Origin of the sequence: Klebsiella sp. KTE92, from assembly GCF_000398905.1 — a bacterium.
Lineage (GTDB): Bacteria > Pseudomonadota > Gammaproteobacteria > Enterobacterales > Enterobacteriaceae > Klebsiella > Klebsiella variicola.
In genome coordinates this window covers 2402179-2416294 of record NZ_KB976100.1, presented here as the reverse complement: position 1 = coordinate 2416294, position 14116 = coordinate 2402179, and the positions used below count along the sequence as shown (strand labels likewise).

Here is a 14116-nt window from a genome sequence, read left to right as displayed (position 1 = left end):
GATTTATAAGTTGTTTTGGTGGTTCGTGCCGCGAAGCGACATAAAAAAACCGCCCGAAGGGCGGTCTGGGTTACTTCACGCAGCGGGCGCACTGCGACGTCTGGATCTGCTGGAAGAAGTCATTGCCTTTATCATCGACGAGGATAAACGCCGGGAAATCCTCCACTTCAATTTTCCAGATAGCCTCCATACCCAGCTCCGGATACGCCACGCACTCGAGGCTACGGATGCTCTGCTGGGCCAGTACCGCCGCCGGGCCGCCGATACTGCCGAGGTAGAAGCCGCCGTGTTTGTGGCACGCGTCGGTGACCTGCTGGCTGCGGTTGCCTTTCGCCAGCATGATCTTGCTCGCGCCGTGCGACTGCAGCAGATCAACATAAGAGTCCATGCGCCCTGCGGTGGTCGGTCCCAGAGAGCCGGAGGCGTAACCGTCCGGTGTCTTGGCCGGACCGGCATAGTAGATCGGGTGATCTTTGACGTACTGCGGCAGTGCTTCACCGCTGTCGATAAGCTCCTTCAGCTTGGCGTGGGCGATATCGCGGGCCACGATAATAGTGCCGCTCAGCGACAAACGGGTGGACACCGGGTACTGCGACAGCAGCGCCAGGATCTCGCTCATCGGCTGGTTAAGATTCACCTTCACCGCTTCGCCTTCCCCGGCCTGGCGCAGATGCTCAGGGATATATTTCCCCGGATTGCTCTCCAGCTTCTCGATCCAGATGCCGTCGCGGTTGATTTTGGCTTTGATGTTGCGGTCGGCGGAACAGGAGACGCCCATCCCTACCGGGCAGGAAGCGCCGTGACGCGGCAGACGGATCACCCGGATATCGTGGGCGAAGTATTTCCCGCCGAACTGCGCGCCGAGGCCAAGGTTCTGCGCTTCCAGCAGCAGCTCCTGCTCCAGCTGAATGTCGCGGAACGCCTGGCCATGCTCGTTACCTTCGGTCGGCAGGCCATCGTAGTATTTGGTGGAGGCCAGCTTCACGGTTTTCAGCGTCGCTTCCGCCGAAGTCCCGCCGATCACAAAGGCGATATGGTACGGCGGACAAGCGGCGGTCCCGAGGGTGCGCATCTTCTCAACCAGATAGTTTTTCAGCTTCGCCGGGGTGATCAGCGCTTTGGTTTCCTGGTACAGATAGGTTTTGTTCGCCGAACCGCCGCCCTTGGCGATGCAGAGGAATTTGTACTCATCGCCATCGGTAGCATAAAGATCGATCTGCGCCGGCAGGTTGGTACCGGTGTTAACCTCTTTATACATATCCAGCGGCGCGTTCTGCGAGTAGCGCAGGTTGTCCTGGATATAGGTGTTGTACACACCCTGCGCCAGAGCGGCTTCATCACCGCCGCCGGTCCACACGCGCTGGCCTTTTTTACCCATGATGATCGCGGTGCCGGTGTCCTGGCAGGTGGGCAGAATGCCTTTGGCGGCGATATCCGAGTTGCGCAGGAACTGCAGGGCGACGTATTTGTCGTTTTCGCTGGCTTCCGGGTCGTTAAGGATATCCGCCACCTGCTGCTGATGCGCCGGGCGAAGCATAAAGGAGGCGTCGTGGAAAGCATGCTGCGCCAGAAGGGTTAGCGCCTGAGGGTCGACTTTTAGCACTTCCTGGCCGGCAAATTCGGCGACGGAGACGTAATCACTGCTGAGGAGATAATACTCGGTGTCATCCTTTTTGAGGGGAAAAGGATCCTGGTAAACAAACGGTTTATTCGACATTGTACTCTCACTTACTGCTTTGGCTGATTATGTTTCAGGCAGGGACTCCATGTGCCTGTAGAAAAGCGAGTCGATCAATCTTACACAATTTTTTAACAAAAACTGAGACAGGGACGACTTTTTCTTTCAGCAGTTGCTTCTCCACGGTTTACTGGTTTAATAGAGCAATAATTTTTACTTTGATTGATACAGGGAATGAGAATGCAAAAGCTGATCAACGCCGTACAGAACTACGCATGGGGAAGCCACACCGCTTTAACTGAACTGTATGGCATTGCCAACCCGGACAACCTGCCGATGGCGGAGCTGTGGATGGGGGCGCATCCGAAGAGCAGCTCGCAGATCCTGGCGGCCGACGGCCAGCCGCGTTCGCTGCGCGAGGTGATTGACGCGGATAAAACCGCCCTGCTCGGCGACAAGGTTGCCGCCCGCTTTGGTGAGCTGCCGTTCCTGTTTAAAGTGCTGTGCGCCGCTCAGCCGCTCTCTATTCAGGTCCATCCCAACAAGCAGGCCTCGGAAGAAGGTTTCGCCCGCGAGAACGCCGCCGGCATCCCGCTCTCCGCCGCCGAGCGTAACTATAAAGATCCAAACCACAAGCCGGAGCTGGTTTTTGCCCTGACGCCGTTCCTGGCGATGAATGCGTTTCGCGAGTTCAGCGAGATTGTCACCCTGCTGCAGCCGGTGGCTAGCGCGCATCCGGCGATTGGCGCCTTCCTGCAGCAGCCGGACGCGGCTCATCTGAGCCAGCTGTTTGCCAGCCTGCTCAATATGCAGGGTGAGGAAAAAGCCAAGGCGCTGCAGGTGCTGCGCGACGTACTGGCCCGTGAACAAGGCGAACCGTGGCAGACTATCCGCCTGATCGCGGAATTCTATCCGGACGACAGCGGCCTCTTCTCGCCGCTGCTGCTGAACGTGGTGAAGCTGAACCCTGGCGAAGCCATGTTCCTGTTCGCCGAAACGCCGCATGCCTATCTGCAGGGGGTGGCGCTGGAGGTGATGGCCAACTCGGATAACGTACTGCGTGCCGGTCTGACGCCGAAATACATTGATATTCCTGAGCTGGTCGCTAACGTCAAGTTCGAAGCCAAACCGGCGGGTGAGCTGTTGACCCAGCCGCAGCAGCACGGCGCAGAGCTGGACTTCCCGATCCCGGTGGAAGATTTTGCCTTCTCGCTGCACGACCTCTCCGCCGAGGCCAGCGATCTGGCTCAGGCGAGCGCGGCGATTATTTTCTGCGTCGACGGCGAAGCCGTACTGCACAAAGGTGACCAGAGCCTGACGCTCAAGCCGGGCGAGTCGGCTTTCGTGGCCGCCAACGAATCACCGGTGCAGGTTAGCGGACGCGGTCGCGTGGCGCGCGTGTTCAATAAGCTCCAGTAAGTAACTGACCTTTCAGGTCGCGCTTACTGAATGATGACAACTCAGCCAGGCGGTCTCTCCGCCTGGCTTCATTTATGGACAAATGCTATGAAAAAATCGCTGGTCGCAGCAGGCATCATCGTGGCGCTGGGCGTGGTATGGACAGGCGGCGCCTGGTACACCGGCAAACAGCTGGAAGGCCGGATCGCCGATATGGTGCAGCAGGCTAACGCGCAGCTACGCAGCAGCGCGCCGGAATCAGGTCTGGAGCTGAGCTATCAGGATTACCAGCGCGGGCTGTTCAGCAGCCATCTGCAGCTGGTGGTTAAGCCGATCGCCGGTCAGGCCAACAGCTGGCTGGCCGCCGGACAGAGCGTGGTACTTGACGAGGTGGTCGATCATGGACCCTTCCCGCTGGCCTCATTAAAAACCTTTAATCTGGCGCCGGCGATGGCCTCGGTCCACACGACGCTGGTGAAAAATGATGCCAGCCAGGCGCTGTTCGAGATCGCCAAAGGCAACACTCCCTTTACCGTCGATACACGCATCGCCTACAGCGGCGACAGCCAGTCGGCGATCGTGCTCAATGCCCTCGACTATGCCAAAGGTGATGAGAAAGTCACCTTCAGCGGCGGTCAGTTCCAGCTCGACGCCGACCGCGACGGCAAAAACATCAGCCTGAAGGGCCAGGCCGGCAGCGGGCAGATCGATGCGCTCAACGAATATAATCAGAAGGTACAGTTGCGCTTCGTCAACCTGACCACCGACGGAGCCACCGAACTGGCCAGCTTCAACGAACGTATCGGCCAGCAAAAAATGACCCTCGATAAACTGGCCATCAGCGTCGAAGGCAAAGAGCTGGCGCTGGTTGACGGGATGGCGCTGGACGGCGGCTCGACGCTGACCCAGGACGGCAAAGGCGTGAACAGTCAGGTGAACTACACCGTGAACAGCCTCAAGCTGCAGGGGCAGGATATGGGCAGCGGCAAACTGACGCTGAAAGTGGATAATGTCGACGGTCAGGCGTGGCACCAGTTTAGTCAGCAGTACAGCGCACAGTCTCAGGCGCTGCTGGCAAAACCGGAACTGGCGCAAAACCCGGAACTGTATCAGCAGGCGTTAACCGAAACCCTGTTCAATGCGCTGCCGATCCTGCTTAAAGGCAACCCATCGGTGACCATCTCTCCGCTGAGCTGGCGCAATGCCAAAGGGGAAAGTACCCTGAATCTGTCGGTTCTGCTGAAGGATCCGGCCCAGGTGACCACCCCACCGCAGACCCTGGCGGACAGTCTGGATCGCGTGGTGCAGTCCCTTGACGGCAAGGTGGTGATCCCGGTGGATATGGCGACGGAGTTGATGACCAAAATCGCCGGTCTGGAAGGTTACCAGCCAGCCGATGCGGCCAAACTCGCCGATCAGCAGGTCAAAGGCCTGGCGGCGATGGGCCAGATGTTCCGCATCACCACCATGGAAGATAACGCCATCAGCAGCAGCCTGCAGTACGCTAACGGCCAGGTGACGCTGAACGGACAGAAAATGCCGCTGGAGGATTTTGCCGCGATGTTTGGTCTGGAAGCGCCTGCTCAACCGGACGCGGCGCCGCAGGAAGGCCAGCCGCAACAGGATGACGCCGCTCCTCAGCAGGACGACGCCGCCCCGCAGCCGTAACTTATCGTCTCAGGAGACGGCCATCGCGCGCCGTCTCCCTCACTTCCGTGTCACCAGCCGCGGCGGCATAATCTGGTTTCGCGCCTCGCCGGTACCTTCCTCCAGCCGTCGCAGCATCGACTCTGCCAGGGTTTTCCCCATCTCGCGCGCCGGGGTCGTTACCCAGGTGAGCGGCAGGTCATCCAGCGCCGCCTCCGGCACGTCGGCGAAGGCCGCCAGCGCCACCCGCTGTTCGAAATAGCTCTCGACGCCATCCTCTCCGCTCTGCCTTCCGGCCCGCAGTAAACCAAACCATGCGCCGGTGGCCACCACGTTGTTGTAGCACAGCACCGCGGTGATGGTGGGGTTCTGGCGCAACAGCCCCGCCATCGCCTCCGCCGCCTGCTTCTGGCTCGACTCGCACTCCAGCACCCATTCGCTGTGAAACGGCAGACCGTATTTCAGCAAGGTGGCGCAATAGCCGCCGACCCGCTCGGCGCGCGTCAGCGACGAGCTCTGCCCGCCAAGCCAGGCGATCCGCTGATGGCCGCGGCGGATAAGATGCTCGGTCACCAGCTGCGCCGCCTGCATGTTGTCCGGGCGGATTAGGTCGACATCGTCAAGGTAGCTGGCGCGGGAAGCAAACACCAGCGGCACGCCGGCCTGCGCGGCCCGCTCGCGCAGTTCGCTCCCGCGATCGATCGACCCGGCGATGATCACCCCGTCGACCCCCTGCGTCGCGAGGGTATCAAACCGCTGATCTATCTTCTCGCCGCTGCGCCCGCCCTGGGTGAGGAACACCATTTTCCCCTGCCTTTCCAGGGCGTCGGTGAGGCCGGCGGTTAATTCGGCGTAAAACGGCTTTGACAGATCGCTAACGATAAGGCCAATCACCCCACTCTGCCCGCCACGCAGCGAGGCGGCCTGGCGGTTGCGCACGAATCCCAGCTGTTCGATGGCCTGATTAACTCGCTCGCCGGTGGCGCTGGAGATGCGCCCTTTACCGCTCAGCACCAGCGAGACGGTGCTCACGGAGACCCCGGCGGCCTGCGCCACATCATTGATGGTGATCTTTTTTGCGATAGCCATAACGTGCTGGCTGACTCCCTTGCCTGTCGATAAAACGTTTTATCATTGTGCAATCTTTATAAACCTTATTATCGCTTGATTATGTGATTTTTATCGCACTAAAAACTGGTAAAACGTTTTATCTTGCCGTGGCGTTAGTTCTTCCCGACCACTTGAGAATCAGGAACCGTGTTATGACGGCGAAAACAGCACCAAAAATCACTTTATGGGAGTTTTTCCAGCAGCTCGGAAAAACCTTTATGCTGCCCGTAGCGTTGCTCTCGTTTTGTGGGATCATGCTGGGGATCGGCAGTTCGTTAAGCAGTCACGATGTTTTGACGCTGCTGCCGTGGCTGGATATGCCGCTGCTGCAGGCCATCTTTATCTGGATGAGCAAAGTCGGCTCCTTTGCCTTCAGCTTCCTGCCGGTCATGTTCTGTATCGCCATCCCACTGGGGCTGGCGCGGGAGAACAAAGGCGTCGCCGCCTTCGCCGGCTTTGTCGGCTACGCGGTCATGAACCTGGCGGTCAACTTCTGGCTGACGGCGAAAGGCATTCTGCCCACCACCGACGCCGCGATCCTGAAGGCCAACAATATCCAGAACATCATCGGTATTCCGTCGATCGATACCGGGATCCTCGGCGCGGTTATCGCCGGGATTATCGTCTGGCTGCTGCATGAACGTTTCCATAACATTCGCCTGCCGGACGCCCTGGCCTTCTTCGGCGGCACCCGCTTCGTGCCGATCATCACCACCGTGGTGCTGGGTCTGGTCGGGCTGGCGATCCCGCTGGTGTGGCCAGTCTTCGCCATGGGGATCAACGCCCTCGGGAAGATGATCAACAGCGCCGGGGATTTTGGCCCGATGATCTTCGGCACCGGCGAGCGACTGCTGCTGCCGTTTGGCCTGCACCACATTCTGGTGGCGCTGATCCGCTTCACTGAAGCCGGCGGTACCCTCGACGTCTGCGGCCACAGCGTCAGCGGCGCGCTGACCATCTTCCAGGCGCAACTGAGCTGCCCGACCACCCACGGCTTCTCCGAAAGCGCCACCCGCTTCCTGTCGCAGGGTAAAATGCCGGCCTTCCTCGGCGGCCTGCCGGGAGCCGCGCTGGCGATGTACCACTGCGCCCGTCCGGAAAACCGGCATAAAATTAAAGGCCTGCTGATCTCCGGGGTCATCGCCTGCGTGGTCGGCGGCACCACCGAGCCGCTGGAGTTCCTGTTCCTGTTCGTCGCGCCGGTGCTGTATGTCATCCACGCGCTGCTGACCGGTCTCGGCTTTACCATCATGGCGGTGCTCGGGGTGACCGTCGGCAACACCGACGGCAATATCATCGACTTCGTGGTGTTTGGCATCCTGCATGGCCTGGCGACCAAGTGGTATCTGGTGCCGGTGGTAGCGGCTATCTGGTTCGCGGTCTACTATGCCATCTTCCGCTTCGCCATTACCCGCTTCAATCTGAAAACGCCGGGCCGCGATATCGACACCGCCGCCAGCGTGGAGAAAGCCGTCGCCGGTACCATCGGCAAATCCGGCTATAACGTGCCGGCGATTCTGGCAGCGCTCGGCGGCGCCGAGAACATTGTTTCGCTGGATAACTGCATTACTCGTCTGCGTCTGTCGGTACACGATATGAGCAAAGTGGACGCCGCCGCGCTGAAAGCCCATCGCGCCATCGGGGTGGTTCAGCTCAATCAGCATAACCTGCAGGTGGTTATTGGCCCGCAGGTGCAGTCAGTAAAAGATGAAATGGCCGTATTGATGAATACCGTGCAGGCCTGACCCCACTGGTCCCCCTTCCGCGCGGAGGGGGACATTCGCTAAGGAAGTTCCGATGTTTGATTTTGCCACCCCCATCGACCGCCACGGTACCTGGTGCACACAGTGGGACTATGTCGCCGACCGGTTTGGCGCCGCCGACCTGCTGCCGTTCACCATCTCCGATATGGATTTCGCCACCGCGCCCTGCATTCTCGACGCCGTCAGCCAGCGGCTGGCCCACGGGGTGTTCGGCTACAGTCGCTGGCAGAACGAGGCGTTTCTCGGGGCGATTGCCCACTGGTACGCCAGCCGGTTTAACAGCGTCATCGATCCGCAAACGGTGGTCTACGGGCCGTCGGTTATCTACATGGTGGCGGAAACCATCCGCCAGTGGTCGAGCGAAGGCGACGGCGTCGTCGTCCATACCCCTGCCTACGATGCATTCTATAAGACCATCACCGCTAACCGCCGGGAGATTGCCCCGGTGCCATTGACCCTGACGGATAATCAGTGGCACTGCGATATGGCCCGCCTGGAATCCGCGCTGGCGGAACCGAAGAATACCCTGCTGCTGCTGTGCAGCCCGCACAACCCAACGGGGAAAGTCTGGCGTCGCGAGGAGCTCCAAACCATGGCGGCACTGTGTCAAAAACATGGCGTCAGGGTGATTAGCGACGAAATTCATATGGACATGACCTGGGGCGAACACCGCCATATCCCGTGGAGCGAGGTCGCTCAGGGGCCATGGGCGCTGTTCACCTCCGGTTCGAAGAGCTTTAATATTCCGGCCTTTACCGGGGCCTATGGCTTTATCCCCGAGGCGAACGCGCGCGACAATTACCTGCAGGCGCTGAAGGCCCGCGACGGGCTCTCTTCTCCCTCCGTGCCGGCGCTGGTCGCCCATATCGCCGCCTACCGCGACGGGGCTCCCTGGCTCGACGCCTTGCGTGACTATCTGCAGGCGAATATGCGCTATGTCGCCGCTACGCTTAACAATGCCTTCCCCGCACTCTGCTGGCAGCCGCCGGAGGCCACCTACCTGGCGTGGATCGACCTGCGCCCCCTGAACATCGACGACCACGCGCTACAGCAGGCGCTGATCGCCGAACAGAAGGTGGCGATTATGCCGGGTTATACCTATGGTCCTGAGGGCAACGGCTTTCTGCGCCTCAACGTCGGCTGCCCGCGCGAGAAGCTGGAACGCGGTGTCGAAGGACTGATTGCCGCCCTGCGCAGCCTCAGCTGATTCGACGCGCAATCTACAGGTCATCGCGCCGGCGGAATGCCAGGTAGCCGGCGCCGAGGGTAAAGATGGCGACTATCACCACCAGCAGAATAAACCCGTGGTGGTTACTCGCCAGCGGGATCCCGCCGACGTTCATGCCGAAGAAACCGGCGACGATGTTAATCGGCAGCGCGAGAACGGTGATCACCGTCAGGGTGTAGAGGGTGCGGTTGCTCTGCTCCAGCTGGCGGGCGCCAATCTCCTCCTGCAGCAGACTGATGCGCTCGATCAGGCCGGACAGGTCATTGAGCACCACGCTAAACTCTTCGGTGAACTGACGAAACGCCTGCACCACTGCACGATCCATCCACGCCGGCGGCCGGTTGAGCAGCCGGAACATCGCCGCCGGCTCCGGCGCCAGCAGCCGCTGAAAACGTAAAAGCATCCGCCGCAGCCGCGCCAGATCGGCCCGGTTGCGCTGCACGTGATTGCTCAGGAGACGCTCTTCAATAAGGTCGACATGGCGGCTGGCCTGGCGGACGACCTGCTCCAGCACTTCCTCCTGCTCCTCCAGCAGAAAAGCCAGCAGCTCGGTAGAGGTATTCACCCTGAGCGTCTGCAGACGCGGCAGCATCCATTCGATAAACCGCAACGGTTTGAAGCGCGCCGTCACCACCAGCTTAGGGCTACAGTAGAGCCACAGCGTGGCGGTTTCCGCGCTGGTATCCTGCGGACGAAACAGCACATCGTTGAGCACAGCGAACAGATTCTCCCCCTGTCGCTCAATGCGGGTGGTGTGCGAGCCGCTGCGGATCTCCTCGAAGAAAAAGTCCGCCACCGGAAAGTGGCTGGTTAACCATTTTTCGGCGGTGGCATGATTGAGATTCAGGTGTAACCAGTTAAACGCCTTGTCATCGGCGAGCGCCTGATAACGGGCGCACACCTCGCCAGAGGCGATGGGCTGCGGGGGGCGCTGTTCATGAAACAGATAACCATGCACCAGGCCGGAAACTTCACTATCAAAATCGGGCTTTAACATCTTCGCGGTGACGTCTTGACTCATGGCTCCCTCAGGACACGCACTGGCACTGTTGATGCCCGAATAGCGCCATCTTTCGCTATTTTCCTCGGGCTGGCAAGGTTAATAATCTGGTCATAAAACAGTAACCTGAATGACATATTGCCGTCAGTGTCGCGCGCCACGCAGGCGATGCGATCGGCGCGAATAGAGGGGACTTGTGGCCCTTTTCGCTCCGGAGTTATTAAAATAAATTTGATTATCCTCAAAACTTTTTTAGGAAAAAAAGCGTATTACTTTAGCCGCTTAATCATTGCTTACCCTGGTTTATTGAGGAGGAGACCATGAAAACCTATGACCGTAATCGTAACGCTATTGCTACCGGCAGCATGGTAATGATCGCCGGTAACGGCACAACAGGCGTGATTAAAGCTATCCATGGTGAAGGGAAAACCGCCGAGCAGCTTCGCCGGGCGGACTGCGTTGAAATCGACGGCTGCGAGGGCCGCTTTTGCCCGTTAGATCTGATCCGTCTCGGCTTCCATTAATTCCTGCCGCCAGGTCATCAGTAGCAGGCCACCTGAGGCGGCCTGCTCTTTTCCCGGATAATAAAGCGGCTAGCGAAAGCTCCACTGAATACTCATCACAAAGATCGCCGGCACAATAATGCCGCCTTCCACACCGAAATAATCGGTGAAGTTATATTGCAGACCATGATAGAGGTAGGGCGAAAAACCGACGCCGGTGATTTTTTTGGCGGTGCGGTAGGTGCCGGAATCCCCACAGTGGCTGAAGGCGTCAAAGAAAAATTCCCCGGTATAGGCATACACCCCTTTCAGCACCCAGCCGGTATCGTTTTTCAGCCAGTCGCGGCGCACGCCGAGGGTCAAACAGCGATCGTCAAAGCTGTTTTTCATCGTTCCGACCAGCACGCTGTATTTTGAATCCTGAGAAAACTTGCGCTCCACCGAGAAAAAATTGTTATTGAAATGCTCGTTATATTGTCCGTGGTTACCGGTCATATGATAAACATAGGAGCCGGTATTCATCGAATAGAGGTTTAATTCCCCGGCCTGCGCCGACGGCATGGCAACCACCAGTAGCCCTGATAACAAAATCCATAATTTATTTAACATTCAGTAACCTACGCCACACCCGTAAAAAGAACCCGGCATACTAGCACCGCTAAACTAAACCGAAGGGCAATCAGATAACCGACGCTGGTCGCGGCAGAAAACATGACCCTATCTGCACTATAGCAGCGGCGCTCCCGCTTCGTTAGCGCTTGCAGCTATACTGCAGACACATTCATCTTATTGATTAAGGACTGCTGTGTTAGCCACTCTCCTCGTTGCGCTGGTCGCTATTATTCATCTCGCCATCCTGGTGCTGGAGATGTTTCTCTGGGAAGCCCCCGCCGGGCGCCGGGCCTTTAACCTCAGCGCCGATTTCGCCCGGGAGACCCGGGTGCTGGCGGCCAACCAGGGGTTGTATAACGGTTTTCTGGCCGCCGGCCTGGCGTGGGGGCTGTGGCTGGGGGCGTCGGGGGTGCAGGTGGTTATCTTTTTCCTGGCCTGCGTGCTGGCCGCCGGAATTTTCGGCGCGCTGACCGCCAGCCGCAAAATTCTCTATATTCAGGCGCTGCCCGCACTGCTGGCGCTGCTTGCCGTGGTGGCGCAAGCGTAGGGCCTTGATCCAAAACAGAGAAAGCAGGCGTTAAGGCGGGTACTATTTGCCCCCTTCGGTCGGTCATCGACCTTTAATACCTTCTGAGTTCAGAGGCATTTTTATGACATGGCAATCCTTCAAACAGGCCTGGCTTATCCGGTTCTGGTCCCCTGTCCCGGCGGTCATCGCGGCGGGCATCCTCTCCACCTACTATTTTGGCATCACCGGCACCTTCTGGGCGGTGACCGGCGAATTCACCCGCTGGGGTGGTCAACTGCTGCAACTGCTGGGCGTCCACAGCGAACAGTGGGGCTATTACCAGCTGATTCATCTCGAAGGGACGCCGCTGACCCGCATCGATGGCAGGATGATCATCGGCATGTTCGGCGGCTGCCTGGCCGCCGCGCTATGGGCCAATAACGTCAAACTGCGCTTTCCACGCAGCCGGATCCGCATTGTGCAGGCCGTGGCAGGCGGCATCATCGCCGGGTTCGGCGCACGTCTGGCGATGGGCTGCAATCTGGCGGCTTTTTTCACCGGTATTCCGCAGTTCTCCCTGCACGCCTGGCTGTTTGCCATCGCCACCGCCATCGGCTCCTGGTTTGGCGCCCGCTTCACGCTGCTGCCCCTTTTTCGCATTCCGGTAAAAATGCAAAAGGTGTCCGCCGCCTCGCCGTTAACCCAAAAACCGCAGCAGGCGCGCCGCCGTTTCCGGCTGGGGATGGTGATCTTTTTCGCCATGATCGGCTGGGGCCTGCTCACCGCCGCAGACCACCCGGCGCTCGGCCTGGCGATGCTGTTCGGCATCGGCTTCGGTCTGCTTATCGAGCGCGCGCAGATCTGCTTTACCTCCGCCTTTCGCGATATGTGGATCACCGGCCGGACGGTGATGGCGAAGGCGATTATCTTCGGCATGGCGGCGAGCGCCATCGGTATCTTTAGCTATGTGCAATTGGGGATGGCGCCGAAAATTATGTGGGCCGGTCCCAATGCGGCGATTGGCGGGCTGCTGTTTGGCTTTGGCATCGTGCTGGCCGGCGGCTGTGAAACCGGCTGGATGTATCGTGCGGTGGAGGGCCAGGTTCACTACTGGTGGGTTGGGCTGGGCAATGTCATTGGCTCAACGCTGCTCGCCTGGTGCTGGGACGAAATCGCCGCTCCGCTCGCCACCCACTGGCAGAAAATCAACCTGCTGAACGCCTTCGGTCCCTTCGGCGGGCTGCTGGCGACCTATCTGCTGCTGCTGATCGCCCTGCTGCTGGTGATCGCCTGGGAAAGACATTTTTTCCGCCGCCAGTCGACGGCGGTCCGGACCGTGAAGGAGAGCGCATGAAAAACATCATCCCTGATTATCGCCTGGATATGGTCGGCGAACCCTGCCCCTATCCGGCCGTGGCCACTCTGGAGGCGATGCCCTCCCTGCAAAAAGGCGAGATCCTGGAAGTGGTCAGCGACTGTCCGCAGTCGATCAATAACATTCCACTCGATGCCAGGAACCACGGCTATACGGTGCTGGATATTCAGCAGGATGGCCCAACCATTCGCTATCTGATCCAGAAATAGCCGCGGCTCATGACCCCGCCGGCGACGAACATCGCCGGCGCTAATTTCGCCCCTTCCCGTCTTACCACACCTTCTGCTTGCCTCGAGGATCCCCTGCGAACCTTTGCAATAGCTTGTAACACTTGAAACGATGTTCCAGTTACATAATAACCATTAATATAACGCGCCTATATTATTAAAATACGAATAAGTAAACGTGTGAATGGTTTATGCCGACAGACGCCGAAACCATGCGCAGCAACAACACAACAAGGATTGAAATGGAACTGCTGGCAAGGCTGGGTCACTTTTTCGAACAGGTTCGCGCGGATGCCGATTTTACCACCTTCGCCAGTGAACTCCGCCGGCATCAGGTCTCTTACTACATCTATTTTGTCTCCACCGGCAATATGAATTTCGTGATGGCAAACGACGAGGTGATCTCGATAAAAAGCGCCCGCGGCCTGCTACGCGTGCGCAGCGCCCCCAGCCATCGACTGACCTCGGCCGCGGTCATCCGCCATTTTGCCGGCGCCATCAACTTTGAACAGTACTGCAAGGATCTCGCCAGCGCCGGCGTGTTTAAGTGGATCGTTGATCTGGAAGAGGAGACCCGGCACTACTGGTCGAAGGATAATACGCTGCTGTATAAAGAGAACCTGATGCCCCCCTGAGCGGGTCCCAGGGGGAGGCGTGGTTATCTGCTCGCCCCTCAGTCGCGGGTCTGCACCCAGAAGGCGTGGATCAGGCCAGGAATATAGCCCAGCAGGGTCAGAATAATGTTGAGAATAAACGCCCAGCCGAAGCCTTTCCCCAGCAGTACGCCCAGCGGCGGCAGAATGATAGTGAAAACGATTCTCCAGAATCCCATAACCTCTCCCTTCGTCTAACGTCAATATTTTACTAAGCTATTCAATAGTTAAGCATAGACGCTTTTCACCGCTTCGCCAGCAGGCGGCCCCCTCATCTCCGGTAACAAAAATTATTCCCTGCCGTCAGCGCTAAAAAAGGCCGGGAAAACATCCACTTTTTTCCTCCCCGGCCCGCAAGCGCTGGCATACCGCACAGATTGTCAGTTGACCAATCAGGGGGACAGGACTAAGCCT

Annotated in this window: 14 protein-coding genes; 9 read left to right on the top strand and 5 right to left on the bottom strand. The window is 58.8% G+C overall.

Annotated features, from left to right (window positions below; all coding sequences use genetic code 11):
* Positions 1-70: 70 nt before the first annotated feature.
* A complete protein-coding gene (gene fumA, locus A1WC_RS14020) occupies positions 71-1717 on the bottom strand; it encodes a class I fumarate hydratase FumA (RefSeq protein WP_012968340.1) in 1647 nt (548 codons plus the stop codon).
* Between the two features lie 201 nt (positions 1718-1918).
* Here fumA and manA point away from each other — a divergent pair, with 201 nt between their 5' ends.
* Positions 1919-3097: a mannose-6-phosphate isomerase gene (gene manA / locus A1WC_RS14025; RefSeq protein ID WP_016160937.1), complete on the top strand. Its 1179-nt coding sequence runs from the start codon at positions 1919-1921 to the stop codon at positions 3095-3097.
* Between the two features lie 87 nt (positions 3098-3184).
* The gene (locus tag A1WC_RS14030) at positions 3185-4744 is read left to right on the top strand and encodes a YdgA family protein (protein ID WP_016160936.1); all 1560 of its coding nucleotides are present in this window, start codon (positions 3185-3187) and stop codon (positions 4742-4744) included.
* A 39-nt stretch (positions 4745-4783) separates the two neighbouring features.
* On the opposite strand, the gene A1WC_RS14035 is transcribed toward A1WC_RS14030, so the two are convergent.
* Positions 4784-5812 (bottom strand): Mal regulon transcriptional regulator MalI, encoded by a 1029-nt coding sequence (locus A1WC_RS14035; RefSeq protein ID WP_016160935.1) that lies wholly within the window; start codon positions 5810-5812, stop codon positions 4784-4786.
* A 173-nt stretch (positions 5813-5985) separates the two neighbouring features.
* Between A1WC_RS14035 and malX the strand changes: the two genes are divergently transcribed.
* Together malX and A1WC_RS14045 are read left to right on the top strand one after the other, a co-directional pair.
* Positions 5986-7578 (top strand): maltose/glucose-specific PTS transporter subunit IIBC, encoded by a 1593-nt coding sequence (gene malX, locus A1WC_RS14040; protein ID WP_016160934.1) that lies wholly within the window; start codon positions 5986-5988, stop codon positions 7576-7578.
* A 52-nt stretch (positions 7579-7630) separates the two neighbouring features.
* A complete protein-coding gene (locus A1WC_RS14045; protein ID WP_016160933.1) occupies positions 7631-8803 on the top strand; it encodes a MalY/PatB family protein in 1173 nt (390 codons plus the stop codon).
* Positions 8804-8816: 13 nt separating this feature from the next.
* On the opposite strand, the gene A1WC_RS14050 is transcribed toward A1WC_RS14045, so the two are convergent.
* Complete coding sequence (locus A1WC_RS14050; RefSeq protein ID WP_016160932.1) at positions 8817-9845, bottom strand: CorA family divalent cation transporter; 1029 nt, start codon at positions 9843-9845, stop codon at positions 8817-8819.
* Positions 9846-10144: 299 nt separating this feature from the next.
* Here A1WC_RS14050 and ydfZ point away from each other — a divergent pair, with 299 nt between their 5' ends.
* A complete protein-coding gene (gene ydfZ, locus A1WC_RS14055; RefSeq protein WP_004151566.1) occupies positions 10145-10348 on the top strand; it encodes a putative selenium delivery protein YdfZ in 204 nt (67 codons plus the stop codon).
* Between the two features lie 69 nt (positions 10349-10417).
* Here ydfZ and A1WC_RS14060 read toward each other — a convergent pair whose 3' ends face one another.
* A complete protein-coding gene (locus tag A1WC_RS14060; protein ID WP_162493319.1) occupies positions 10418-10897 on the bottom strand; it encodes a hypothetical protein in 480 nt (159 codons plus the stop codon).
* Between the two features lie 235 nt (positions 10898-11132).
* On the opposite strand from A1WC_RS14060, the gene A1WC_RS14065 reads away from it, so the two are divergent.
* From A1WC_RS14065 to A1WC_RS14080, 4 genes are all read left to right on the top strand, one after another.
* Complete coding sequence (locus A1WC_RS14065) at positions 11133-11486, top strand: DUF1304 domain-containing protein (protein WP_012968344.1); 354 nt, start codon at positions 11133-11135, stop codon at positions 11484-11486.
* 103 nt (positions 11487-11589) lie between these two features.
* The gene (gene yedE / locus A1WC_RS14070) at positions 11590-12801 is read left to right on the top strand and encodes a selenium metabolism membrane protein YedE/FdhT (RefSeq protein ID WP_016160931.1); all 1212 of its coding nucleotides are present in this window, start codon (positions 11590-11592) and stop codon (positions 12799-12801) included.
* Positions 12798-13031: a sulfurtransferase-like selenium metabolism protein YedF gene (yedF, locus tag A1WC_RS14075; protein ID WP_002903233.1), complete on the top strand. Its 234-nt coding sequence runs from the start codon at positions 12798-12800 to the stop codon at positions 13029-13031. Before yedE ends, yedF begins: the two co-directional genes overlap by 4 nt.
* A 260-nt stretch (positions 13032-13291) precedes the next feature.
* Positions 13292-13684 (top strand): DUF1398 domain-containing protein, encoded by a 393-nt coding sequence (locus A1WC_RS14080; protein ID WP_016160930.1) that lies wholly within the window; start codon positions 13292-13294, stop codon positions 13682-13684.
* A 38-nt stretch (positions 13685-13722) separates the two neighbouring features.
* Here the strand turns inward: A1WC_RS14080 and A1WC_RS26190 are convergent, their stop codons facing one another.
* Positions 13723-13881: a YqaE/Pmp3 family membrane protein gene (locus A1WC_RS26190; RefSeq protein WP_002903230.1), complete on the bottom strand. Its 159-nt coding sequence runs from the start codon at positions 13879-13881 to the stop codon at positions 13723-13725.
* Between the last annotated feature and the right edge of the window lie 235 nt (positions 13882-14116).